Source organism: Nonlabens ulvanivorans, assembly GCF_000732625.1.
Taxonomy (GTDB): domain Bacteria; phylum Bacteroidota; class Bacteroidia; order Flavobacteriales; family Flavobacteriaceae; genus Nonlabens; species Nonlabens ulvanivorans.
In genome coordinates this window covers 165,320-191,546 of the sequence record NZ_JPJI01000023.1, presented here as the reverse complement: position 1 = coordinate 191,546, position 26,227 = coordinate 165,320, and the positions used below count along the sequence as shown (strand labels likewise).

The following is a 26,227-nucleotide window of genomic DNA, read 5'->3' as shown; positions in this document are numbered from 1 at the left end:
TCATTCTATTAGGGGAATTAATTTAAATTTAAATTTTAAAGTTGACTCTCCTCTTTTTACGGTTATTTTTATATTTGAATAGGGATCTTTAAAAAAAAGATAGGCGATATTGTTAAGGCCTAAATCTTCTCTATTAATTCCATTTACTTTATCAATTACATCACCTACTTTAAGTCCCGCATTATCTGCTGGTGAATTGGGCCTGATGTAATCTATCAGTATTTTGGGCAAATAGACATAGTTTACGATTTTAGAAGATTCAATAGTTACAATACTTCGACTCTCTTTATTATCCACTTTATTATCATATACAAATAGTTCCTTCTCACCTTCAATTAACTCTATACCAGCCATATTGTAATAAAACCCTTCATCAAAATTTTCTTTTTTACTAATAAAAACATTCATTGATGAATAGTCGAATACAATATTTAGTCTTCTCAATACTTCACCACCAATTGAGCCTATCGTAGTTGGCTTATTATTGGTTTGATAATCTAAATCCGAATTGAAATGCGGTATTGATGTCGTGATTTTATGAAATCTTTTCTTAAAAACAATTAATTCCTGGGATTTTGTTCTATCTCCTGTGATCATTCCGCTCATGGAATACCCTAGATAATCTTCAAATTTTGCAACGTTAGGCGCATAACTTTCTAACATTATATCAGACAGCCATAATGCCTCACTATTCCCTGTATCTATTAAGAGGTTAACGGGAAGATAATGATTTGATATTTTCACTCGAGCCTCGGTATATGGTTTCCCTTTAATAATTTGTATAGGATAAGAATCTCTCTTTATAATCCGATTAGGTAAATTTTCTTTTTTCGAATAAACAATAATAATTTCTTTTTCATAATTCAATTCTACATAATTATTTTTAAAGAAATCCAGACCTAGTATACCATTAACTTCCACTCCCAATTTTGATCTCAAATTAAAAAGATCATTATCCATTATTAAGATATCAGCATCATAATTTATAAGATTTTCTGATATCTCCAATATATTCGACGGACTGTAATAGGCATCGAACAATTTATCATTACCATATCCAGACAATTTCATTACCTCTCCTTTTTTAAGGGCTAGTGAATCCACATCCTTAAAATCAAATATTAAATTTTTAGACGAGCCTGTATCTAGCATCATCTTTAATGGAATTCCATTTAAATTTACTTTTAATATGATTAAATTGGATGCAAGTTCAAAAGGTATAATTTCCTTTTTTACATCATCATTTAGAATAAATCCCGAGGTTTCTTGAGCTTGAGTATTGGAGCCCAATAACACAAGAAGCACAACTAACAAATAATTTTTCATAAAACATAAATATAAGGAAATCATAATCGTTTTTATATAGACCTTAGTCGTATTACATTTGCAAAACAAAATAGAAATACATGCCAGCAATATCTCATAAAGGTGCCAAAATGCCATCTTCACCGGTTAGAAAACTAGTTCCATTTGCAGAAGCAGCAAAAAAAAGAGGAATACATATCTATCCTTTGAACATAGGTCAACCAGATATAAAAACACCTAATCAAGCTATACAAGCGGTAAAAGACACTGACATGGAAATTCTAGCATATAGTCATAGTGCTGGAAACGAGTCGTATCGTACAAAATTAGTTGCTCATTACAATAAAATAGAAATGGGATTAACTATAGATGACGTGATTGTATCTACCGGTGGTAGTGAAGCACTGTTGTTCACTATGGGTAGCATATGCGATTACGGAGATGAGGTAATCATACCAGAACCCTTTTATGCAAACTATAATGGTTTTGCAACAGCAAGTGGTGTTACAGTAAAACCTATATCTACTAAAATTGAAAACAATTTCGCATTACCTTCTATAAGTGATTTTGAAAAACTTATTACCGATAATACTAAAGCAATTCTAATTTGTAATCCTGGTAACCCAACTGGTTACTTATACACCCAAGATGAGATGAATCAACTAGCAGCGCTAGTAAAAAAACATGATTTATTCTTAGTGGCTGACGAAGTCTATCGAGAGTTTGCATATGATGGTCGTGAGCACCTGTCAGTAATGAATATACCAGGTTTAGAACAACATGCCATAATGATTGATTCTGTATCTAAAAGATATAGTATGTGTGGTGCTCGTATAGGATGTATGGTTTCTAAAAACAAAGAAGTCATGGCTACGGCAATGAAATTTGCTCAAGCTAGATTAAGTCCTCCAACATTTGCTCAAATTGCTGCCGAAGCCGCTCTAGATACTCCACAAGCTTACTTTAACGAGGTTATAGGAGAATATATTGAGCGTAGAGATATCCTTATAGCAGGCCTTAAAAACATACCAGGTGTAGAAGTTGCAAATCCAGGTGGCGCATTTTATTGTGTTGCTCAATTACCTGTAGAGGATACTGATGCATTTGCCCAATGGATGCTAGAATCTTTTCAATTAGATAATGAAACTATAATGGTAGCTCCAGCAGCTGGTTTTTATAGCACTCCTGGTGTAGGTAAAAATCAAATCAGAATCGCTTACGTTCTTGAAAAAGAATCTTTAATAAAAGCAGTTCAAATCTTAGCAGAAGCTCTTAAAGTATATAACGCGTGATTGAGATAAGATCACACTTCTCTCTTAAAGAGCATAACACCTTTGGAATATCTGCTTTTGCAAAAGCATATACATCTGTATCTACTATACAGCAACTTAGAGAAGTGCTTGCTTATTATTACAATGAGGAAGTATTTCTTTTAGGTGGCGGTAGTAATATGTTACTACTTAATGATATTAAAAGACCTGTCGTTCATGTAAATCTTAAAGGAATAGATTTATTGAAACAAGATAATGAACATGTGTTTGTACAAGCAATGGCAGGAGAAAACTGGCATGAATTTGTCATTTTTTGCATTGAAAATAATTGGGCTGGAATTGAGAACATGGCTCTCATACCTGGTAATGTAGGCACCTCTCCTATTCAAAATATAGGTGCATATGGAGTGGAGTTAAAGGATACTTTTGTTTCATGCACCGTTATGAATATTAAAACAGGTGATGTAAAAACACTCCATTTAGAAGATTGTAAATTTGGTTACAGAGAATCCATCTTTAAGAATGAAGCTTTAGGCAAATATGTAATAACGTCCGTAACTTTTAAGCTTACAGATATCACAAAAACAAATGATTACCAGCTCAAAACTAGTTATGGTGCAATCCTAAACGAATTAGAGAACCTACAAATAGAGCCATCCATACAATCTGTTGCACAAGCTGTAATTAATATAAGGAGCAGCAAATTACCTGACCCAAAAGTGATAGGTAATAGCGGTAGTTTTTTCAAAAATCCTATTATTGAAAAAAGTTATTATGAAGACCTCATAAGAATGCATCCATCAATACCGCATTACCCAGTAAATGAAAAGCAAGTAAAAGTACCTGCTGGCTGGCTTATAGATCAATGTGGCTTTAAAGGTCAACGACGTGGTGATGCTGGTGTACATGATAAACAAGCGTTAGTTCTAGTAAACCATGGTAATGCTAGCGGACAAGAAATAATTGCCCTTGCAAAAGAAATCCAATCGATGGTTCAAAACAGATATGGAATCACTATTGAAACTGAAGTGAATTTAATTCAGAATTAAGAATACATCACTTATTATTCTTAAATTTGCACTATGGAATTACTCTTTATTACTATAGGTATATTAGCTCTTGCAGTTGCGGGAATAGCTATCAAGATATGGGCAAAAAAAGACGGGAAATTTGCAGGAACTTGTGCTAGTCAAAGCCCTTTTCTTAATAAGGATGGTGAAGCTTGCGGTATGTGCGGTAAATTACCCGAAGAGCAAGATTGTAAAAACCCATCTTTAGAATCTTAATTAAAAGATGGAAATAGGCATAGCGTTTATAGTCCTGGCGGGATTTGTGCTTGTTAATATAATATATTACTTTTTTTTGGCTCGAGTTGGTTTTTATAAATCATCTCTAAATAATACATCGCAAGATGCAGTATCTGTCATTGTATGTTCAAAAAATGAACAAGAGAACCTCAAAACACTAGTTCCCTTACTACTACAGCAAACTCATCCTAACTTTGAAATCATATTAATCAATGATGCTTCTATTGATGACACATTAGAGGTTATAGAGCATTTTCAAGATCTGGATGCCAGAGTTAAAAAGGTAGATGTTGTAAATAACGAAAGTTTTTGGGGAAATAAAAAATACGCACTTACTCTAGGCATCAAAAAGGCCATTAATGAAAATCTAATCTTTATAGATGCAGATTGCAAACCGGCAAGTAATAACTGGTTAAAAGCTATGGCCAGCGGCTTTACTAATCATAAAAGTATTGTATTAGGTTACGGTGGTTATGAGAAAAAAAAGTATTCAATTCTTAATGCTCTAATTAGATATGAAACTGGCATAACTGCCATACAGTATATGAGTTACGCATTGCACGGGAATCCATATATGGGAGTAGGTCGCAATCTAGCTTACACCTCAAAGCAATTTTATGACGTCAGCGGTTTCATAGATCATATGAAGGTACTAGGTGGTGATGATGATCTTTTTGTAAATCAAGCAGCTACTAAGGATAATACTTCAGTAATTATCGAACCCGACGCATTTACAGTAAGCACTCCTAAAAACACATGGACTAAATGGTGGACTCAAAAACGCCGCCATATCAATACTGCTTCTTATTATAAAGGCAAACATAAATTCTTATTAGGACTTTATTTTTTCTCTCAGATTGGCTTCTTTATAGCTTCAATAGTAGGCTTTATATTTGGGATCAATTGGTTGTATATCCTAGGATTAGTGATTTTAAGATACACCATTGTCTGGTTAGTTGTAGGGAAAGGTTTATCTCGCTTTCGTGAAAGCGATATTATACCATTTATACCCTTTTTAGAAATACTTCTAGTCTTTACGCAACTAGGACTTTTCTTCACCAACGCAGGAAAACCACCAAAACGCTGGAAATAGTCAGTTTGACAGATTTTTAACGACTACAATACTTCTCACAAAAGCTTTATACCTAAATTTGTAGTATGAATACAGTAAAAGAATCCATTGCGCCACCTGCAAAAGGGAAACCTAAATGGTTACGCGTTAAGCTTCCTGTAGGGAAGAAATATAAAGAATTACGTGGTCTGGTTGATAAATATGATTTACATACCATATGTACTTCGGGTAGTTGCCCTAACATGGGTGAATGCTGGACTGAAGGAACTGCCACTTTTATGATATTAGGTAACACGTGTACAAGATCATGTGGATTTTGTGGTGTTAAAACAGGTCGCCCAGATGATATTGATTGGGCAGAACCAGAGAAAGTTGCACGATCTATTAAATTAATGGGTATTAAACACGCTGTTGTAACCAGTGTAGATCGTGACGATTTAAAAGACATGGGTTCTATTATATGGAAAGAAACTGTGGCGGCGATACGCCGCATGAATCCAGAAACAACTCTAGAAACATTAATACCAGATTTTCAAGGTAATAAGCGCAACATAGATCGTATTGTAGAGGCTAATCCAGAGGTAGTTTCTCATAACATGGAAACGGTACGTCGTTTAACTCGCGAGGTACGTATCCAAGCAAAATATGACACCAGTCTAGAAGTACTACGCTATTTAAAAGAGCAAGGTATTAATAGAACAAAATCTGGTATTATGCTGGGTCTAGGTGAACGTGAAGAAGAAGTGATTCAAGTAATGAAAGATTTGCGCGATAATAATGTAGATGTAGTGACTATAGGTCAGTATCTACAACCTTCTAAAAAACACCTGCCAGTAAAAGAGTTTATAACACCAGAGCAATTTAAGAAATATGAAACGATAGGCTTAGAGATGGGCTTCCGCCATGTGGAAAGTGGTGCTCTAGTGAGAAGTTCTTATAAAGCTCATAAACACATTTTATAAATTTTTGCCTTAAAGCATCAAAATACGTAACTTAATCTACTCCACTTACACTAATATATCAAAGTATATTGATAATGAGAATAGAAGAAGCACAACAAACTATAAACTCTTATCGAGTATTAACCACTGATCGCAAGTCTTTAAAATTACTTGATAAATGGAATGAACTTCTTATCGAAGTTAAGAATCTGGATCTAAATCAAAATGAATTAGATATTCTTAATAAAGAACTTGAAGTACAGTTGTGTCGTATAAGCGATTCTAATATCGAAAGAAAAGTAGTAAAAGAGAGTTTGAAATCTACACTTCTTTTTATGCAAAACATGCTAAGAATTAAAGACTCCTATCAATACACAACTATAGGATGTTTTGCAGGATTATTAATTCCTTTAATATCTAACATAAGTATCATATTCGGTTTTTTGATAGGCATGGTAATAGGATTTATTTTAGATAATTATTTGAACAACACACAACGTAACATCAAGACCAATTTGCACGATACATGGTAAAGATTAAAGTAGCTATTAATGGATTTGGTCGCATCGGTCGTACATTTTTGAGAACCGTTCTAAATGACGATCATATAGAAGTTGTTGCTATCAACGATTTAGCTTCTAATCGTATCATGTCACACCTATTGAAATATGACTCTATTCATGGAACTTTATCACATGATGTAACTTATACAGAGGACTCAATAGTTATCAACGATAAATCGATATTATTTACACATCATAAAAATTTAGAAGACCTTAACTGGACAGGTGTTGATGTCGTGATAGAATCTACAGGTAAATTTAAAACGCTAGCGCAATTACAAAAGCATCGTGATGCTGGTGCAAAAAAAGTGATCTTAAGTGCGCCACCAGTAGATGATGATATAAAAACAGTCGTATTAGGTGTTAATGACCATATAATAAATGAAGATGATGTCATATTATCTAATGCTAGTTGTACAACTAACAATGCAGCTCCTTTTATTAAAGTTTTAGACGAGTTATGTGGAGTTGAACAAGCATATATCACCACGGTACATAGTTACACTTCTGACCAAAGCCTGCATGACCAACCGCATAATGATTTAAGACGCGCAAGAGCAGCTGGACAATCCATAGTTCCTACTACTACTGGAGCAGCAAAAGCACTTACTAAAATATTCCCTCATCTTAGTGACGTGATAGGTGGCTGTGGTATACGAGTACCAGTTCCTAATGGCAGCCTTACAGACATGACTATTAATGTAAAAAGAGACACAAGTATCGATGAAGTTAATGCTGCCTTTCTCGCTTTCGCAGAAGCAAATCCTAACACCTTTTCTTACACTGACGTACCTTTAGTTTCCATTGATATTTCTGGCAGTCCTTACTCATGTATATTTGACTCTCAAATGACTTCTGTAATAGGAAAACTTATTAAAGTAATAGGCTGGTATGATAATGAGAGCGGTTATAGTAATCGATTAAAAGATTTGGTTATCAAAATTAGCTAACCAAATAAAACAGGTTTTTCAATACATAATTCAGGCCTAAAAATCCCGTTGCACCGTACTTTTTATTACCTATGTTAACAGGTCACGCTTCAGATCATTAAAAACATCGACGAAATACACTCTTAAGTAGCTAAATTGACAGATTTTAAGGCTTTTAACGAGCGTAATTCTATATTTGTGTGTTTACTAATAAGTACTTTATCTCTCCAATTAATAAAATACTACTATTATTCGCCCTTTTATTGGGTGGACTATGCCTCGCTCAAAGCGATGATGACGCCTCGTTATCTATTAACAGTCAACAGATTGCAGTAGAAGCGATGCTCGAAAAAGCACGTTTAGCTCTTCAAAAGACAGACTATGAAAAAGCTCAGGATATTGTTTCTAGTGCCATAGAAATAGCAAAAGACTCTTCATTATTTGCTAGTACTCAATTAGTCCAGGCAGAGTATTTTTTAATTTGTAATCAATTAGATCTTGCAGAGCTTAAGTTATCAGACATTGAACAACTTATTCCTGAAAAATCCGACAGCCAAATAAGGTTATACTTGCTGAAATCTAATCTTTTCATTAAAAATAAAAAGTTTGTTGATGCCGATCAAACTCTTAATAGTGCTAAGATTTTAATACAAAACTCTTCAAATCAAGAGTTGAGAGCTCTACAATTGTTTTTAAGAGCTCAGCTCAATCTTGAAACTAAAAATTTATATGAGACTGTAAATGGTTTCAGGAATGTCATACCGTTACTGCAAAAACAACAATTACACTTCTATGAATCACAAGCGACACTTGGATTAGCTAAAGCCTATTTTGAAAAACAAGAACTAGATGAGGCAAATGCTGCAACTAATGAAGCCCTTAGAATCAGTAAAAACTATGGCTTCATAACGACTGAACTAGAAACCTACAGCCTTAAATCCTCGATTGCTCGTGCACAAGGCGACTATCAAAAAGGTCTAGAGTATATGGATCGTTATATTGAACTTAAGGAATCTATAGATAAAAATGGTGATAGCGGCAATGCACTAGCTATAAGAAATAAAGAGAATGAAAATTTAAAAGTTGAACTTGCAAAAAAGCAAAAAGACCTAGATAGACACGATTATACAAATATTTTATTTTTTGTTTTACTGACATTACTTTCTTTACTAACAATGTCGCTTTTTAAGAACAATAAGTTCAGGTTGCGAGCAAATAAAACATTGGTAGTTAAAAACAAATCATTGATTGAAGAGCGTGATAGAGCACAAGATGCTGCAAAAATTAAAGCAGACTTTCTATCAACCATCACCCATGAACTTAGAACACCTATGTACGCCGTTACAGGTTTAACTCACCTGTTATTAGAGAACACACCTAGATCTGATCAGAAAGAACACTTAGAGACCTTACAATCGTCTGGTGAGTACTTGTTATCCTTAATTGACAACATACTTAATTTCAATAAACTTGAAGCTAATAAGGTAGAATTAGAATCTATCCCTTTTAGTCTTAAAAAACGTATTCAAGACCTTACCACGTCATTAGAAAGTCAATCTAAAGACCGCAATAATCAACTTCAATTAGAATTTGATGATGCAATACCTAGTCGCATTAATGGTGATCCAGTAAAAATCACTCAGATATTAATTAACCTTATAGGTAACGCCATAAAATTCACTCAAAACGGAAATATTTGGATTAGAGCAAATCGAGTAAAGCAAGTTGATGATCGTTGTCTTATCAGATTTGAAGTTGAAGATAACGGTAAAGGAATATCTGAGGAGAAGCAAGTTGCCATCTTTGAAAACTTTGCACAGGAAGAATCTAGCACAACAAGAGAATATGGTGGTACTGGGCTAGGATTAGCTATCGTAAAAAATCTAGTTGAATTAATGCAAAGCGACATCAAATTAGATAGTAAATTAGGACGCGGTAGTATCTTTTCATTTGATATATGGTTTGATTTACCAGACTCTAATAAATTTTATGATGACTATCAACCTGTAAAATCAATCTCAAAACCAAAGAATACATCTGATAAAGAAGTAGTTTTCCCGTCTGAGCCTTCTGAGATAGTCGCACCAGTTAAGACCACTTCCATAAATGAAGTTTTAAGTGAAAAGCCTCTCGCTCCTGGAGAACACTTAGAAAAAAGAATCCTAGTAGTAGAAGATAATAAAATTAACCAGATGATTACTCGTAAAATTCTTGAAGGCAAGAATTTTAACTGCGATGTCGCAAATCATGGTGCAGAGGCATTACAAAAGGTACAAGAGACAGAATATGACCTGATTTTAATGGATATACATATGCCTGTAATGGACGGTAAAAAAGCAACTACTGAAATACGTAAACTCAATAGAGAGATCCCTATTATAGCCTTAACTGCTGTCACTTTAAATGATTCAGAGAAAGAACTGTATCAAATAGGTTTTGATGACATAATCCCTAAGCCGTTTAAAATGGATGAGTTTTTTGAAAAAATTCAAAAAGCATTTACTAATTATCAAGTACTATAAACTGGGCTCTTCTCCTAAAAACCTTATCTTCATAGGTAAATAATATACTCTTGGCAGGTCCCATGGCGACAGTCTAGTATAATCTTTCTCGGTCGTAATAACGATATCTTGAGCAGCAATGATGTCAATTTCGCTTTCGCGAAAGCGGTGATGATCACCATATTCTAGATGCTCAACTTCAAATTGTTTCTTTAAGAAATTTATGAAAGGTGCTGGTTTTGCTATACCGGTAACCGCCGTAATCTTATCAAACTTTAACTCATCTAACAAAATAGATCTATTAGATTGAGATACCCTTTTTTCATATTCAATAGTAGAAAAATAAACCTTCTGATTCTTCAAAGGTTTAAGCTGTTGTATCATAGAATCCATTTCTGCTTGAGAAAGATTTTCTGGACACTTAGTAACAACGATCGTGTGAGCGCGGTTAGCTCCTTTTCTAGATTCTCTTAAATTGCCTGCTGGCAATAAATAATCATTTGAATAAAGCCTGTCATAACTAGTGAGTAAAATATAATGACTAGCCTTCACATATCTATGTTGAAAAGCATCATCTAACAAAATAATATCAATAGAGTGATTTTTTAATAACTCTCTAATACCATCTACTCTTTTCTCACAAACTGCACTTACGATGGCATCATTATACTTTAATTTAATTTGCAATGGCTCATCACCTACTTGAGCGGCTGTATGATGATTTTCTATTTCAATGTAACCTTTAGTCTCACGTCCATAACCACGACTTAGAACTGCAATTCGATTTCCTTTAAAATGCTCTATCAACCATTCTATCATAGGAGTCTTACCAGTTCCTCCAGTACTCAAATTACCTACTGCTATCACTGGTATATCAAAAGTTTCTTGAGTAAGATAACCATTGTCAAATGCCCAGTTACGAGTTCGAGTGATACCATCATATAGTATTGAAAACGGAAATAATAAATTTCTTAACGATTGCATGTTTCAAAAGTAGGTTAATTTTATCTTTAGCTTTTTAAATCGTATTCATGAAAATCCAAGAAGTCCTTTCCTATATTGAACAATTAGCTCCAAGACATTATGCTGAAGATTTTGATAACACAGGTCTATTGACTGGCGATTCTAATACAGAAATAAAAGGTGTTTTAGTAACCTTAGATTGTCTAGAAAATGTTGTCGATGAAGCTATATCTAAAAATTGTAATTTAATAGTGGCCTTCCACCCTATTATTTTTAGTGGACTTAAAAACTTAAAACCAGATAATTATGTCAAAAAAGCGGTTGTTAAAGCCATAAAAAACGACATTGCTATCTATGCTACACATACGGCTCTGGATAACGCAAAATACGGTGTTAGCTACCGTATGGCAGAAGAATTAGGATTAAAAAACATTAAGACATTAATCCCGCAGAGAGGCATTATCAAAAAACTAGTTACCTATATACCAAAGAGTCATTTTGAAATGGTTAAAGAAGAACTTTTTAAAGTAGGCGCTGGTAAACTAGGCAACTATGAAGAGTCTAGTTTTAGCATAAATGGAACAGGCACTTTCTTAGGTAATGAAAAAAGTAACCCAATGATTGGAGAAAAAGGAAAACGCTCCACAATTGAAGAAACTAAGTTGTCTGTGACATTCTTACCACATTTAGAGTCTATCGTCCTTAAAACCCTATTGAAAAGTCATCCTTATGAAGAAGTTGCTTATGAAATATCGACATTAAACAATCAATATGACCATATAGGAATGGGTGCAATAGGTGAATTTAAAGAAGAGGTGAGTACTAATCACTTTTTAAACAAGACAAAAAACACTTTCAATTCAGGAGTTGTAAGGCACACCAATTCAAAAAATAAAAAAATAAAAAAAGTAGCATTACTAGGTGGTTCCGGAGCTTTTGGCATTAAAAACGCTATACAATCCGGCGCAGATGCTTACATAACGGCAGATTTAAAATATCACGACTTTTTTCAAGGTGAGTCCATTCTATTATGCGATGTGGGACATTATGAAAGCGAACAGTTTACAAAAAACCTTTTACACGAATATCTTAGCAAAAAATTTAGTAATTTTGCAATCCTTTGTGCAGATGCGCAAACAAACCCTGTAAACTATTATTAAACAGATGGCAAAAAAGACGGAAGCTACTGTAGAAGATAAGCTTAGAGAGCTTTACAATCTACAATTAATCGACTCCAGAATAGATGAGATTCGCAATGTACGCGGTGAATTACCTCTTGAGGTAAAAGATCTAGAAGATGAGGTGGAAGGATTAAACACACGTGTGGTTAAGCTTAGCGCTAAACTTGAAGAGCTTAACGAATCTATCAAGGATAAGAAAAATAGAATTGAAGAATCTAAATCTCTTATCAAAAAGTATACAGAACAACAAAAGAATGTACGTAACAATCGTGAATTCAACTCTCTTTCTAAAGAAATTGAATTTCAAGAACTAGAAATGGAACTTGCAGAAAAACACATTCGTGAATTTAAAGCTCAAATCGAGCAACAAAATGAAGTTGTGAATGCTAGTAAAGATCGTATGTCACAACGTGCAGAACATCTTAAGCATAAAAAAGCTGAGTTAGAAGAAATTCTAAAAGAGACTGAAAAAGAAGAGCAAGCTCTTATGAAAATGTCTCAAGATCACGCAACTACAGTTGAAGCTAGATTAATAAAGGCTTATACTCGTATAAGAACTAGTGTACGTAACGGTCTTGCTGTTGTACCTATCGAACGTGGTGCCTCTGGTGGTTCTTACTTCACAATTCCACCACAAGTGCAGGTTGAGATTGCAAGTCGTAAAAAAATCATTACAGATGAACATTCAGGACGTATTTTAGTAGATGCAGCTCTTGCTGAAGAGCAGGTTGAGGCAATGGAAAAAGTATTTGCTAAACTATAGTCACTTATCATAACGTATAGAAATCCCTTATCTAATGATAGATAAGGGATTTTTTATTTAACGAGTTTTTAATACAACTATTTTCTTCAAAAAGTATTTTTACTTGAAACAAGTAAATCATGAAACTGATAAGTACCATAATATTAATATTTATTGCCTCAACCTGTAATACACCAGTTGAAAAAAAGGCAAAACAAAAAGAAATTTTACCCGTAGAAGTAAATGCTCAAGACGGATTAGAAAGAGCATACTTTGCTAGTGGTTGTTTTTGGTGTGTAGAAGAAATATATGAAAGCGTTCAAGGTGTCCAAGAAGCTATCTCTGGATATAGCGGTGGCAACACTGAAAATCCTACTTATAGAAACCATGCAGATCATGCTGAAGCAAATGAAATAATTTACGATCCAGAAACTGTAAGTTTTAAAACTTTAGTAGATGTTTATTTTGCCTCACAAAATATAGAGCAAGTAAATGGTCAAGGTCCAGATATAGGTGAATCCTACCGAAGTATTGTTTTCTATCAGAATAATGAGCAAAAGAAAATTATAGAAGACAAAATTACTGCCCTAACTAACGAAGGCTATAAAGTAGCTGCTGAAGTAAAAGCTTTTCAAAAATTCTGGATTGCTGAAGAATACCATCAGGACTATGCAAAACTGCATCCTAATCAAGGCTATATACAAGGTGTATCAATTCCAAGGTGGAGAAAATTTGCTTCTAAAATGCCAGAGGTTATTAAATCTTCAGTTAGACATTAAGACCTTATTACAAATCCTACGTAAGTATTAATTGTAACAGAAATTTGTTTGCTAAAAGATTTTTTTTACATTTACAGTGTTATGATAAAAAATAATAATATCAGATTTAATAATAATTCTTTACTCACGTAAGGTAGTATCTGGTATTTTAAAAAATTCAAAAGGTCTACTTCACAGTAGACCTTTTTTCATTTAAACAATTTAGTTATGTGTGGAATAGTAGGGATGTTTCAGCTGAAAAAAGACAGCCAAGACCAACGAGAAAAAATCTTAGAATTATCAAAAAAATTAAGACATCGAGGACCAGACTGGTCGGGTATTTATTGTGGTAGTAATGCAATACTTGCTCATGAACGATTAACCATTGTAGATCCACAATCAGGTGGTCAACCGTTATATAGTCCAGATGGTAAAGTCGTACTTGCCGTAAATGGAGAAATATACAACCATCAAAAAATACGTGACCATTATAAAGATTCTTATGAATTCAAAACTAAAAGTGACTGCGAGGTCATATTAGCTCTTTATCAAGATAAAGGTATAGACTTTATGGATGAGCTTACCGGTATGTATGGTTTTGCTCTTTATGATAGTGAAAAAGACGTTTTCCTATGCGCAAGAGACCATCAAGGAATCATTCCTCTCTATCATGGTACAGATGAATTAGGGCAATTTTATGTCGCTAGTGAACTTAAAGCTTTAGAAGGCACCTGTAATCAAATCAGCCCATTTCCGCCAGGACACTACTATTATAGTGAAGATGGCAGCTTTACAAAATGGTATGATCGCGAGTGGAAAAGTTATGATTCAGTAAAAGAAAATAAAAGCTCTGTCGCTGAGCTTAAGAAAGCAATGGAAGACTCTGTTCATAGACATTTAATGAGCGATGTACCATATGGTGTGTTACTTTCTGGTGGATTAGATAGTTCTATTGTAAGTGCTGTTGCAAAAAAATATGCCGCAAAGCGTATAGAATCAGGTGATAACAAAGAGGCTTGGTGGCCTCAATTACATTCATTTGCCATAGGTTTAGAAGGAAGTCCTGATTTAGCAGCAGCACAAGAAGTTGCAGACCATATAGGTACCGTGCATCACAGTGTCAACTTCACAATTCAAGAAGGTCTAGACGCAATAAAAGACGTAGTTTATTTTCTAGAAACCTATGATGTTACTACCATTAGAGCATCCACACCTATGTATCTTCTTGCACGAGTTATTAAATCTATGGGAATTAAAATGGTTCTATCTGGTGAAGGTAGTGATGAGATTTTCGGAGGTTACTTATATTTTCACAAAGCACCTAGTGCAGAAGAATTTCATAAAGAAACCGTGCGTAAACTAGATACACTACATCTATATGATAACCTAAGAGCAAATAAATCCCTTGCAGCATGGGGAATTGAAGGTCGCGTTCCGTTTTTAGATAAAGAATTTATGGATGTAGCTATGAGACTCAACCCTAAAGATAAAATGTGTGGAAATGGAAAAATGGAAAAACACATTTTAAGAGAAGCGTTTGAAGATGAACTACCTAAAAGTGTTGCTTGGAGACAAAAGGAACAATTCAGCGATGGCGTTGGATACAGCTGGATCGATACCTTAAAAGAAGTCGTAGAAGATGTGGTGACTGATGAAATGATGGAGGCAGCTCCTTTTAAATTTAAAATCAATCCGCCACAAAATAAAGAAGAGTATTACTATCGTAGTATTTTTAGTGAACACTTCCCTAGCGATACTGCCGCAAACTGTGTACCTTCTTTAAAATCTGTAGCCTGCTCGACACCTGTTGCATTAGAATGGGATGAAGCTTTTAAAAACATGAATGACCCATCAGGTCGAGCAGTTAGTGGTATACATGATGAAGGTTATTAAAAAAATGTTAGATACTTGTAGGTTTGAAAATGCCTACTTACATTTACAATCTCTATGAGAAACACAAATCATACTTGGTGGTGGAATGATACAGCTCAACAGCCGTAAAGTCACCCGTATGTTTATATAACAAAAAGGTCTGCTTAACGGCAGACCTTTTTTATTTTACCCATTTTTAGAACTTATAATGCAAAAACATAAAGCAAAAACTACACAAGAATCCATATTAGCAGATATGCTTACACCTGTAGCTATATATATGCGATTACGTGATAAATATCCAGGCAGTATATTACTAGAAAGTAATGAGTATGGTGAACGCAGTAATAGTTATTCATTTATTTGTTGTAATCCTGTAGCACAGTTTTCAGTTACAAACACAAGCATTGAAAGTCAGTATCCAGATGGTTCAAGCGAGCAATCTTCTTTCAATTCAAGTTATGATCTTGCTGCTGGACTTACGCAATTTAAAAACTCCTTCTCACATACAGATTCTGATTTCCCATTTCCTAATCATGGGCTTTTTGGATATTTAGGCTATGATGCTGTTCAATTATTTGAGTCTTTAGAATTTCGCTTTCGCGAAAGCGAGAAGAACATACCTCTTGCTCATTATCAAGTTTTTCAAAATGTAATGGTTTTTGATCACTACCATAATCAACTTCATGTTTTTGAACACTTATATGATGGAAAAAAACCTAAAATAAATGAATTACTAAGCGTCATTAAACATAAAGATGTCGCTCAATATAGTTTTAATACAACTGATAATGAAACATCAGAGATGAGTGATGATGATTTTAAAAAGCTAGTTGAAAAAGGGAAAGAACATTGCCGTCGTGGTGATGTTTTTCAAATAGTTTTATCTCGCAAATTCTCTCAAGATTTTCAAGGTGATGATTTTAATGTTTATCGTGAATTAAGAGCAATCAATCCTAGTCCTTACTTATTTTATTTTGACTATGGTAATTTTAGAATATTCGGTTCTTCACCAGAGGCGCAATTAATTATCAAAGAAAATCACGCCAGTATACAGCCTATTGCTGGAACCTATAAAAGAACTGGAAATGACAGTGCAGACTTAAAAGCTGCCGAAGACTTAAAGAAGGATCCTAAAGAAACTGCTGAACATGTGATGCTAGTAGACCTAGCTCGTAACGATTTGAGTAGACATGCTAGAAATGTCGCGGTGACTGACTATCAAAATATACATTTTTACTCTCACGTGATTCATATGGTTAGTAAAGTGACTGGATTAATTAATGAAGAGGATAAAATACAGCTTATAGGGGACACTTTTCCTGCTGGAACTTTAAGTGGAGCACCTAAATATAAAGCCATGCAACTTATTGATACATATGAAAACTCTAGTCGTAGTTTCTATGGTGGTGCTATAGGATATTTAGGATTTAATGGTGATTTTAATCACGCCATTATCATACGTAGTATATTATCACAAGGCAAAACTCTTAACTTTAGAGCCGGTGCAGGCGTTGTTGTACATAGTAACATAGATGACGAGACACAAGAAGTATATAATAAAACTAATGCCTTAAGAAAGGCCATAAATCAAGCAACTCAAAACCATTCAACAAAATGAAAACTCAAATAATTAAATATTTCTCAATTTTTGTCTTAGCAATTTTTGTCTCTTCGTGTAACTCCAATACAGTTATTTATGAAGCGTCTCCTTCAAAAGAGAATTTAAAATTGAATGTGACAAACGCGACAGACTTTAAATCACCACATCAAAATCTGAATGAATATTTAACTGAAGCTGAAGCTTACAATGCTACGGCAATACAATACAGATTGGGAAATACAATAGGCTTTAAAGAGTTGTATTTCATTAAGCCAATGATGAAAAATTATAAAGCTCAAGAAGGTATGAGGACAGAATTAAGTATTCGAAGCTATAATCATTCTAATGTTTTAGTTGATCAACTAGTACTGGCAAGAACAGATAACGACTCTATATTTTCAGGTAAAATCTTTAAGGATTTCACTATTCAGAAAATGGTTAATAATGTAGAAACAAATTACACCATAGATTCAAAAGGTAAATTTCAAATTATTAAATAATGAAAAGTATTCTTCTTATAGATAATTACGACTCCTTTACCTTCAATCTGGTTCATTATTTAGAGGATTTAAATGTAAAAGTAAAGGTAGTTCGCAACGATAAAATCACACCTGAAGAGTGTGTCAATTACGATGCTGTCGTTCTATCTCCTGGCCCAGGAATTCCTAGTGAAGCTGGCAATTTGTTACCTATCATTGATTTTTTGAAAGATAAAAGACCACTTTTAGGTATCTGTCTAGGTCATCAAGCCATTACTGAAGTCTTCGGTGGAGAGATTATAAATCTAGATAAAGTATATCACGGTATCTCTACTAACATGACACATAACGGTAATGAGATATTTAATCATATCGACACTAATTTTGATGCAGGGCGATACCATTCTTGGGCTGCACAAAATAGCAGTTTTCCAGATGTTCTAGAAATAACCGCAACTGACGAAAACGGTCAAATCATGGCTCTTAAACATAAAGAACTACCTATTTACGGCCTGCAATTTCACCCAGAAAGCATCATGACACCAGACGGTAAAACCATGCTCAAAAATTTTATAGACACTTTGTAGTATGAAAGAGATTCTAAACGAATTATTTAATCATGGGACGCTTTCGCGAAAGCGTGCTTATGATATCCTAACTGCCATAACTAGCGGAACTGTAAACGATGCGCAAATTGCAGCATTCCTAACTGTTTATGGCATGCGCAGTATCACTGTAGAAGAACTGGCAGGTTTTAGAGATGCTATGTTAGAACAAGCAAACCTTATTGACCTAACAGAATTTAATCCGATAGATTTATGTGGTACTGGTGGTGATGGAAAAGACACTTTTAACATCAGTACCCTAGCTAGTTTTGTAACTGCTGGTGCAGGTGTACCTGTTGCAAAACATGGTAATTATGGAGTGAGCTCAGTAAGTGGTTCTTCTAATGTAATGGAACATCTAGGATTTGTATTTACAAATGATCATGATATTCTTAGAAAACAAATAACTGAGGCTAACATTACTTTCTTACACGCACCGCTGTTTCATCCGGCGATGAAGGCTGTTGCACCTATTAGAAAACAATTAGGTGTAAAAACCTTCTTTAACATGTTGGGACCATTAGTAAATCCAGCAAAACCTAAATTACAAAGCGTAGGTGTTTTTAATTTACAACTAGCCCGTAATTATGAATATCTTTTTCAATCAGAAACAGATAAAAAATATGCGATACTACATGCACATGAAGGATATGATGAAGTAAGTCTTACAGGAAAAGTGCGCATGGCTAAAAATAATGGAGTGAGCGATCTATCGGCTAGCGATTTTAATATGAAACCTTTAAAACAATCAGATATTTATGGTGGTGATACTGTAGAAGATGCTGCATTGATTTTTATGAAAGTACTTGAAAATAAAGCGACCGATGCACAAAAGAATGTAGTCATCGCTAATGCCGCAACTGCTATATCAGTAGCCCAAGATATAAATCTTAAAAATGCAGTCGTTGCTGCGAGAGCATCTTTAGAAACTGGTAAAGCCCTAGAAAGTTTTCAAAAACTTATGGAGCTTAAAGCTTAATACAATGATCAATTCATAATTCAAACAAGAGTACAATTTCAGATATAATGGAAGATATCCTAAAGAAAATAACTAATCAAACTGCTCAAGATCTAAAAGCAAGAAAGGCTCAAACTCCTCTATCAGACTTGAGATCTATGAAGCCTTATTCTCGTAAACCAGTTTCACTACATGCAAGTTTAAAGAATGGTAGCGGTATCATTGCTGAACATAAGAGACAAAGCCCCAGCAAGGGCTCTTTCCATTGCCCAGCGAGCTTACAGGAAGTCGTTAAAGGATATGAAAATGCCGGTGCAAGCGCTATCAGCTGTTTAACTGATTTGCCTTTCTTTGGCGGTACGCTAGACGATTTACTAGAAGCAAGATCACAAGTTAATATACCTATCCTGCGCAAGGATTTCATGATAGATCTATATCAAATTCATGAAGCGCGAGCTTATGGAGCAGACGCTATCCTACTTATCGCAGCATGTCTAAATAACGAAGAATTAAAAACCATGTCCCTAGAGGCTATAAATCTAGGTCTTGAAATTCTTTTTGAAGTTCATGATTTAGAAGAATTGAATCGCATTAAAGAGGTAACCACTTCTTTGAATACGTCTAAATTTGTGATAGGAGTTAATAATCGTGATTTAAAAAGGTTTAAAACTGATATTCAAAACAGTAAAGATCTTTTACCACATTTTCCTGAAAATGTTCTTGCCATATCAGAAAGCGGTATCTCAGATCCTGACATAGTAAAAGAACTTAAAACACTAGGCTTTGAAGGTTTCTTAATAGGAGAAAACTTCATGAAAACCGACCTACCAGGAGCAAGCTGCGAGCAATTTATAAAAGCCATAAAGTCATGATGATTAAAGTGTGCGGTATGCGCGATATAGAAAACATTAACCAGTTACAAGAACTGGATATTGATTTCATGGGAATTATACGTTACTCAAAGTCTAAGCGATTTGTAGACGATTCTCAAAAAGAAAATGTCGCCCAACAAACCATGAATAAAGGAACCGTAGGCGTGTATGTAAATGAATCCCTTGAAAACATTTTAAAGGATATCATTCCATTGCAACTGGACGTTATTCAATTACATGGTGATGAGGATTCTGCTTTCGCGAAAGCGTTACTAGAAATAGATATTAAGATATTTAAAGCATTTCAAATCACCGAAGACTTTGATTTAAATAGTTTAAAAGAATGGGAAGAGCTAGCAGCACAATATGTGGGCAAACTTTTCTTTTTATTTGACACAGCTACTCCCAATTATGGAGGTAGTGGTAAGAAATTTAATTGGTCTATTCTCGACTCTTATAAAGGAGAAGTTCCTTTTTTATTAAGCGGTGGAATTTCAAAAGATGATGTAGCAATAGTAAAAGAATTTAAACACAACATGTTTTTAGGTGTAGATCTTAATTCAAAATTTGAAACCGAGCCTGGTGTTAAAAACATAAAAGAAATAAAAACATTCATAGAAAAATTAAGAAAATGAGCTATCAAGTAAATGAACAAGGATTTTATGGAGAATTCGGTGGTGCATTCATTCCAGAATTGCTCTATCCTAATATTGAAGAACTACAAGAGAATTATCTAGCAATAGAAAAATCACCAGAATTTCAAGAAGAGTTTCATCAATTGCTTAAAGATTATGTAGGTCGCCCTACTCCACTATTTTTAGCTAAGCGACTTTCTGAAAAATATGGAGCTCAAATCTGGTTAAAGAGAGAAGATCTTTGTCATACCGGTGCTCATAAAGTAAATAACACGATCGGTCAGATTTTACTTGCCGAAAAACTAGGTAAAAAAAGAATCATTGCAGAGACTGGTGCTGGACAACATGGTGTAGCAACAGCAACCGTATGTGCATTAAAAGGACTGGAATGCATCGTTTACATGGGCGAGAAAGATATAGAACGTCAAGCGCCTAATGTTGCCCGCATGAAAATGTTGGGTGCAACGGTTAGACCTGCAACTAGCGGTTCTAAAACTTTAAAAGACGCTACTAATGAGGCAATGCGCGACTGGATCAATAATCCAGAAGACACTCATTACATCATAGGCTCAGTAGTTGGACCACATCCTTATCCTGACATGGTGGCAAGATATCAGTCTGTGATTTCTCAAGAGATTAAGAAACAAATGGATGGTTTACCAGATTATGTCATTGCATGTGTAGGTGGCGGTTCTAATGCAATGGGCGCTTTTTATCACTTTTTAGATGATAAAGAAGTAAAATTAATAGGTGTAGAAGCGGCTGGTTTAGGTGTAGATACCGATAAGACTGCGGCCACATTAACTCTAGGAACTCCAGGTGTTTTACACGCAAGTCGTTCTATAATGATGCAAGATAAAGATGGACAGGTTGTAGAACCTCATAGTATTTCAGCAGGACTAGACTATCCTGGAATCGGACCAGCACATGCTTGGTTAAAAGTGTCTGACCGCGCTCAATATATGGCTGTTACAGATGCTGAAGCACTAGAAGCTGCTGTAGAATGTAGTCGCCTTGAAGGTATTATTCCTGCACTAGAAACCGCTCATGCTTTCTCTGTCTTAAAAGACTTAGACTTAAAACCTACTGATCGTGTTGTAATCAATCTATCTGGTCGCGGTGATAAAGACATGAATACATATATGGAAGAGTTGAACCTACTGTAGAAACAAAGTCATACTTACTATGCAGTGCGCAAGCCATGCGCTGAAAACTGATTATAACAATGAAAAATAAACTCACAGAACTACTTAAACACAAGCCTCAAAACTTGTTGAACATATTCTTTACCGCTGGATATCCACAACTAGAAGACACCACTACTCTACTCACAGCTTTAGAAAATGCAAAAGTCGATTTAGTAGAAATAGGGATTCCATTTAGTGATCCATTGGCAGATGGTCCTACTATTCAAGAAAGCAGCAAAATTGCTTTAGAGAATGGTATGTCTATTGAAAAACTATTTTCTCAATTAGAAAATCATACTCCTAAAGTTCCAGTTTTATTGATGGGATATTTGAATCCTGTGATGCAATATGGATTAGAGAAATTTTGTAAAAAATGTCAAGAAGTAGGAGTTGACGGATTAATAGTTCCAGACTTACCTATGTATATTTATCAGACAGAATTTAAAGAAGTCTTTGAAAAATATAACATCAGCAACATATTCTTAGTAACTCCTCAAACTTCAGAAAAACGTATCAGAGAAATCGACGATAACTCTAACGGTTTTATTTATGCAGTTAGCTCGGCTAGTACTACAGGATCTAAAGCAGATTTCTCTGCAGCAGCAGATTATTTAGGTAAACTTAAAGACATGAAATTAAAAACACCTATTCTAACTGGCTTCAATATTAAAAATCAACAGAACTTTAAAGATGCTTGTAAGTATGTGGATGGCGCGATTATAGGTAGTGAATTCATAAGACAAATAACCGATGTAGATGACATTGCCAAAGCAACCGCAAACTTTGTAGCAAGTATTAAATAATACTGGAAAGAAAGACTAAACAAAGGAGTACAAACTTTTAAATTAAAGTTAAATCCTATTAATAAAGTAGGATTAATTTTCATCATTCAATTTTCAGACTTACTTTTGTAACATAATGAAAACACAAAACGCACATCATCATCATCTTTTTACTTACCGTCAGGCGAGCTAAAAGTGTATTGATGTAACTCAAACATATTTTAAAAACCGTCTGTTTCAGGCGGTTTTTTTGTTTTAAAAAGTTTGAAATAAAAAACAGTTTGTAAGCAGCTTAAACAACATTCTCAAAATAGAATGTCAACAAAAATTATGATCAGAATAGCAGTACAAAAATCAGGAAGACTATCAGATAAATCTTTGCAACTCTTAAAGGATTGCGGTATCAAATTTGACAATGGTGGTCGTAAATTATCTACTCAAGCAAAAAATTTCCCTATGGAAATTCTTTTTTTAAGAGATGATGATATACCACAATATGTTGCAAATGGTGTTGCAGACCTTGGAATTTTAGGACTTAATGAAGTAGAAGAAAAAGATCAAGATGTAGATGTTATAAAACAACTAGGTTTTGCAGGCTGTCGTTTAAGTCTTGCCGTTCAAAAAGATGTGGATTATCCAGGATTAGAATGGTTCAATGGTAAAAAAGTAGCCAGTAGTTATACCACTATCGTTAAAAGGTTCTTCGCAGATAAAGGAATCGATGCAACGACAGAAGAAATAGGAGGATCTGTAGAGATAGCTCCAGGAATAGGCCTTGCAGAAGGTATTTGCGACATCGTTTCTACAGGATCAACTCTAATTATGAATGGTCTTAAGGAAGTGGAAACAGTAATGTATAGTGAAGCTGTTTTAATCTCTAATCCTAACTTAAGCATAGAGAAGAAAGAAATACTTGACAAGCTAACGTTCAGAATAGACGCTGTACAGAATGCACAAAAAAGCAAATACATCTTATTAAACGCACCTAATGATAAGATAGAAGAAATATCTGCTTTATTACCTGGAATGAAAAGCCCAACGGTATTACCATTAGCTGAAGAAGGTTGGTCCAGTTTACACTCTGTAATTGAAGAAAATGATTTCTGGAATGTCATCGATCAGTTAAAAGATGCTGGTGCACAAGGTATTTTAGTGAGTCCTATTGAAAAATTGATTGCATAATGAAAATCATTTCTAATCCAGATTATTCTCAACAACAAGAGTTGTTAGAACGTCCTCAACAAGAACGTGCTAATGTAGAAACTGCAGTAACAGATATCATACAGCTGGTTAAAGAAAATGGTGATCAGGCCTTATTTGCCTTTGCAGAAAAATTTGATAAGGCAAAATTAGGCACTCTTAGAGTTACAGAAAAAGAAATCGAACAAGCGTCAACACTTGTTTCACCAGAATTAAAAGTAGCGATACAAACTGCTTATCAAAACATTTATAAATTTCACGAGGCTTGTTACACTCAGGATTATCCCGTTATAGAAACCATGCCTGGGATGACTTGCTGGAGAAAATCTTTACCTATTCAAAAAGTAGGTTTATATATTCCTGGTGGCTCTGCTCCTCTTTTTTCCACGGTGTTAATGCTCGCTATTCCAGCAAAGATTGCCGGTAATAAGCGTGTGGTTCTTTGTAGTCCAACAGACGCCAATGGAAACATCAATCCGGCTGTTTTATATACAGCAAGTATTTGTGGCATTACAGAAATCTATAAAGCTGGTGGCGCACAAGCGATTGCTGCCATGACTTATGGAACAGAAAGTATTCCAGCGGTAGATAAGATCTTTGGTCCTGGAAACGCATTTGTAACAAGAGCTAAAGAACTTGCTCAACAACAAGGTGTCGCCATTGATATGCCTGCTGGACCGTCAGAGGTTTTAGTTATTGCAGATCAAAAAGCAAACCCAGTATTTGTAGCAGCAGACTTACTAGCACAAGCAGAACATGGTCCAGATTCTCAAGTAATTCTATTAACTGATTCTATTACTCTAGCCGAAGCTGTAAATGAACAATTAAGGATTCAATTAAGTACGCTTTCGCGAAAGCAAATAGCAGAAAAAGCTATTGAAAACAGTAAGACAATCGTTCTAGAAAGCATAGAAGAATGCGTCAAATGGTCTGACGCATATGCACCAGAACACTTGATCATAAATACAGAAAATGCTGGTGATGTAGCCGATCAAATTCAAGTTGCTGGATCTATTTTTATAGGTTCTTACACTTGCGAGAGTTTAGGTGATTATGCTAGTGGTACTAACCACACCTTACCTACCTATGGCTATGCGCGTAATTATAGCGGCGTGTCAGTAGATAGTTTTGTAAACAAAGTGACCTATCAAAAAGCAACATCACAGGGATTGAAGAACCTAGGACCAGCCGTTGAAATTATGGCTACTGCCGAAGGTCTCGATGCGCACAAAAATGCGGTGAGTGTGCGATTAAAAGAAATTGAGAATTATAATTAAGCGATTCCGCCTTAAAGCGGAATGACAGAAAAACAATGGAATTTAACTTAGAAAACATAGTCCGTAAGAACATCTGGAATTTGAAGCCTTATTCTAGTGCGCGCAGTGAATTTGATTTGTACGGTAGCGATAAAAACGAGCTGACGTTACTAGACGCAAATGAAAATCCTAAGGGAGATTTAAACCGTTACCCAGATCCATTACAGTCTTCGATAAAGGAAGAACTCGCAAAACAAAAAGACATTTCGCCAAATCAAATTTTTGTAGGTAATGGTAGTGATGAGGCTATTGATTTATTGTATCGCATTTTCTGTGAACCAGGAAAAGACACCGTAATTACTTGTCCGCCTACTTATGGAATGTATGAAGTTAGCGCAGCGATTAATGATGTAGAGGTGTTGAAGATTCCTTTGAATGAGCGCTTTGAGTTGGATTTAGAACAGATCCTGAAACAAGTTCAGGATGACAACTCGATTAAGATTTTATGGATTTGTTCTCCTAATAACCCTACTGGAAATGTGCTGCTCAAAGCAGATTTAAAACACGACTGGCAAGCACAAAATTATACTCGTGGTGGTATGATGGATATGCCATTTGCTCCAGAGTTTGAAGCAGAGATGCTGGAAAATCAAAGACAGTTGGATCGTTTGTTCGTGAGTTTTAATGGTATTATCGTGATAGACGAAGCTTATCAAGATTTTACAGAGAACATGAGTTTCATAAAACGACTAGAAGATTATCCTAATCTTGTGGTGTTACAAACCATGTCTAAGGCTCATGGTATGGCTGGTGCTCGAGTAGGATTTGCCTTTTCTTCTCCAGAAATTATTGAATTATTCAACAGAACAAAGCCGCCCTATAATGTAAATGACTTATCACAAAAAGCAGTTCTAGAGGCGTTACAAAACGAAGAAAAAACAAAAAGCGAAATCCAAGAAATTATCAATAACAGAGATTTTCTTGTGGAGCATTTAAACAGTTTTGACTTCATTAAAGAAGTATATCCTAGTGAAGCAAATTTTGTACTTGCCAAAGTAGAAAACGCTACTCAAGTTTATAATTACCTACGTGATAAAGATATTATTATACGTAATCGCAGCAGTCAGATTGAAGATACCTTACGATTTACGGTTGGTAGGATGGTCGAATGTAAAGCGGTGATCACGGCTTTGCGAGAATATCGAAAAATGATTAACACATAACGAAATTTTAGTTTACATAATC

Annotated in this window: 25 protein-coding genes; 23 read left to right on the top strand and 2 right to left on the bottom strand. The window is 34.8% G+C overall.

From position 1 onward, the window contains the following. Positions 1 to 1,326 carry a PDZ domain-containing protein gene (locus tag IL45_RS03170; RefSeq protein WP_036580235.1) on the bottom strand — a complete coding sequence of 442 codons (1,326 nt, stop codon included), beginning with the start codon at positions 1,324 to 1,326 and terminating at the stop codon, positions 1 to 3. An 80-nt stretch (positions 1,327 to 1,406) separates the two neighbouring features. On the opposite strand from IL45_RS03170, the gene IL45_RS03165 reads away from it, so the two are divergent. From IL45_RS03165 to IL45_RS03130, 8 genes are all read left to right on the top strand, one after another. Beyond that, a complete protein-coding gene (locus tag IL45_RS03165; RefSeq protein ID WP_036580232.1) occupies positions 1,407 to 2,597 on the top strand; it encodes a pyridoxal phosphate-dependent aminotransferase in 1,191 nt (396 codons plus the stop codon). Further along, positions 2,597 to 3,625 (top strand): UDP-N-acetylmuramate dehydrogenase, encoded by a 1,029-nt coding sequence (gene murB / locus IL45_RS03160; RefSeq protein WP_036580512.1) that lies wholly within the window; start codon positions 2,597 to 2,599, stop codon positions 3,623 to 3,625. The genes IL45_RS03165 and murB overlap by 1 nt, the downstream gene beginning before the upstream one ends. Positions 3,626 to 3,658: 33 nt before the next feature. Next, positions 3,659 to 3,862 (top strand): hypothetical protein, encoded by a 204-nt coding sequence (locus tag IL45_RS03155; RefSeq protein WP_036580230.1) that lies wholly within the window; start codon positions 3,659 to 3,661, stop codon positions 3,860 to 3,862. A 7-nt stretch (positions 3,863 to 3,869) separates the two neighbouring features. Further along, on the top strand, positions 3,870 to 4,976 hold the full coding sequence (locus tag IL45_RS03150) for a glycosyltransferase (protein ID WP_036580228.1): 1,107 nt from the start codon (positions 3,870 to 3,872) through the stop codon (positions 4,974 to 4,976). 65 nt (positions 4,977 to 5,041) lie between these two features. Next, entirely contained in the window at positions 5,042 to 5,917 is an 876-nt protein-coding gene (gene lipA / locus IL45_RS03145) for a lipoyl synthase (RefSeq protein ID WP_036580226.1), read from the top strand. A 74-nt stretch (positions 5,918 to 5,991) separates the two neighbouring features. Continuing rightward, positions 5,992 to 6,429: a hypothetical protein gene (locus IL45_RS03140; RefSeq protein ID WP_036580223.1), complete on the top strand. Its 438-nt coding sequence runs from the start codon at positions 5,992 to 5,994 to the stop codon at positions 6,427 to 6,429. Then, complete coding sequence (gene gap / locus IL45_RS03135; protein WP_036580220.1) at positions 6,423 to 7,409, top strand: type I glyceraldehyde-3-phosphate dehydrogenase; 987 nt, start codon at positions 6,423 to 6,425, stop codon at positions 7,407 to 7,409. Before IL45_RS03140 ends, gap begins: the two co-directional genes overlap by 7 nt. A 242-nt stretch (positions 7,410 to 7,651) precedes the next feature. Beyond that, on the top strand, positions 7,652 to 9,910 hold the full coding sequence (locus IL45_RS03130; RefSeq protein ID WP_036580510.1) for a tetratricopeptide repeat-containing hybrid sensor histidine kinase/response regulator: 2,259 nt from the start codon (positions 7,652 to 7,654) through the stop codon (positions 9,908 to 9,910). Here the strand turns inward: IL45_RS03130 and lpxK are convergent. Next, complete coding sequence (gene lpxK, locus IL45_RS03125; protein WP_036580217.1) at positions 9,905 to 10,873, bottom strand: tetraacyldisaccharide 4'-kinase; 969 nt, start codon at positions 10,871 to 10,873, stop codon at positions 9,905 to 9,907. The two genes, IL45_RS03130 and lpxK, sit on opposite strands and share 6 nt — an antisense overlap. A 47-nt stretch (positions 10,874 to 10,920) precedes the next feature. Between lpxK and IL45_RS03120 the strand changes: the two genes are divergently transcribed. The 15 genes from IL45_RS03120 to IL45_RS03050 all read left to right on the top strand — a co-directional run bounded on the left by IL45_RS03120 (position 10,921) and on the right by IL45_RS03050 (position 26,205). Beyond that, positions 10,921 to 12,012: a Nif3-like dinuclear metal center hexameric protein gene (locus IL45_RS03120; protein ID WP_036580215.1), complete on the top strand. Its 1,092-nt coding sequence runs from the start codon at positions 10,921 to 10,923 to the stop codon at positions 12,010 to 12,012. Between the two features lie 4 nt (positions 12,013 to 12,016). Beyond that, a complete protein-coding gene (locus IL45_RS03115; protein WP_036580212.1) occupies positions 12,017 to 12,796 on the top strand; it encodes a zinc ribbon domain-containing protein in 780 nt (259 codons plus the stop codon). A gap of 119 nt (positions 12,797 to 12,915) precedes the next feature. Next, positions 12,916 to 13,554, top strand: a complete 639-nt coding sequence (msrA, locus tag IL45_RS03110) for a peptide-methionine (S)-S-oxide reductase MsrA (RefSeq protein WP_036580210.1) — start codon at positions 12,916 to 12,918, stop codon at positions 13,552 to 13,554. 207 nt (positions 13,555 to 13,761) lie between these two features. After that, positions 13,762 to 15,426 carry an asparagine synthase B gene (gene asnB, locus IL45_RS03105; RefSeq protein ID WP_036580208.1) on the top strand — a complete coding sequence of 555 codons (1,665 nt, stop codon included), beginning with the start codon at positions 13,762 to 13,764 and terminating at the stop codon, positions 15,424 to 15,426. Positions 15,427 to 15,613: 187 nt separating this feature from the next. Next, complete coding sequence (locus IL45_RS03100) at positions 15,614 to 17,026, top strand: anthranilate synthase component I family protein (RefSeq protein ID WP_036580205.1); 1,413 nt, start codon at positions 15,614 to 15,616, stop codon at positions 17,024 to 17,026. Then, positions 17,023 to 17,508, top strand: a complete 486-nt coding sequence (locus IL45_RS03095; protein ID WP_036580202.1) for a hypothetical protein — start codon at positions 17,023 to 17,025, stop codon at positions 17,506 to 17,508. Before IL45_RS03100 ends, IL45_RS03095 begins: the two co-directional genes overlap by 4 nt. Beyond that, positions 17,508 to 18,074 carry an anthranilate synthase component II gene (locus IL45_RS03090; RefSeq protein ID WP_036580199.1) on the top strand — a complete coding sequence of 189 codons (567 nt, stop codon included), beginning with the start codon at positions 17,508 to 17,510 and terminating at the stop codon, positions 18,072 to 18,074. Before IL45_RS03095 ends, IL45_RS03090 begins: the two co-directional genes overlap by 1 nt. A 1-nt stretch (position 18,075) precedes the next feature. Further along, on the top strand, positions 18,076 to 19,071 hold the full coding sequence (gene trpD / locus IL45_RS03085; RefSeq protein WP_036580197.1) for an anthranilate phosphoribosyltransferase: 996 nt from the start codon (positions 18,076 to 18,078) through the stop codon (positions 19,069 to 19,071). A 47-nt stretch (positions 19,072 to 19,118) separates the two neighbouring features. After that, entirely contained in the window at positions 19,119 to 19,922 is an 804-nt protein-coding gene (trpC, locus tag IL45_RS03080) for an indole-3-glycerol phosphate synthase TrpC (protein WP_036580195.1), read from the top strand. 17 nt (positions 19,923 to 19,939) lie between these two features. Continuing rightward, a complete protein-coding gene (locus tag IL45_RS03075) occupies positions 19,940 to 20,557 on the top strand; it encodes a phosphoribosylanthranilate isomerase (RefSeq protein WP_235183314.1) in 618 nt (205 codons plus the stop codon). Continuing rightward, entirely contained in the window at positions 20,554 to 21,723 is a 1,170-nt protein-coding gene (gene trpB, locus IL45_RS03070) for a tryptophan synthase subunit beta (protein WP_036580189.1), read from the top strand. Before IL45_RS03075 ends, trpB begins: the two co-directional genes overlap by 4 nt. A 59-nt stretch (positions 21,724 to 21,782) precedes the next feature. After that, complete coding sequence (trpA, locus tag IL45_RS03065) at positions 21,783 to 22,547, top strand: tryptophan synthase subunit alpha (protein ID WP_036580187.1); 765 nt, start codon at positions 21,783 to 21,785, stop codon at positions 22,545 to 22,547. A 294-nt stretch (positions 22,548 to 22,841) separates the two neighbouring features. After that, on the top strand, positions 22,842 to 23,708 hold the full coding sequence (gene hisG / locus IL45_RS03060; RefSeq protein WP_081866518.1) for an ATP phosphoribosyltransferase: 867 nt from the start codon (positions 22,842 to 22,844) through the stop codon (positions 23,706 to 23,708). Further along, positions 23,708 to 25,003 (top strand): histidinol dehydrogenase, encoded by a 1,296-nt coding sequence (gene hisD / locus IL45_RS03055; protein ID WP_036580184.1) that lies wholly within the window; start codon positions 23,708 to 23,710, stop codon positions 25,001 to 25,003. Before hisG ends, hisD begins: the two co-directional genes overlap by 1 nt. A 35-nt stretch (positions 25,004 to 25,038) precedes the next feature. Continuing rightward, the gene (locus IL45_RS03050) at positions 25,039 to 26,205 is read left to right on the top strand and encodes a pyridoxal phosphate-dependent aminotransferase (protein ID WP_036580182.1); all 1,167 of its coding nucleotides are present in this window, start codon (positions 25,039 to 25,041) and stop codon (positions 26,203 to 26,205) included. Positions 26,206 to 26,227 lie beyond the last annotated feature (22 nt).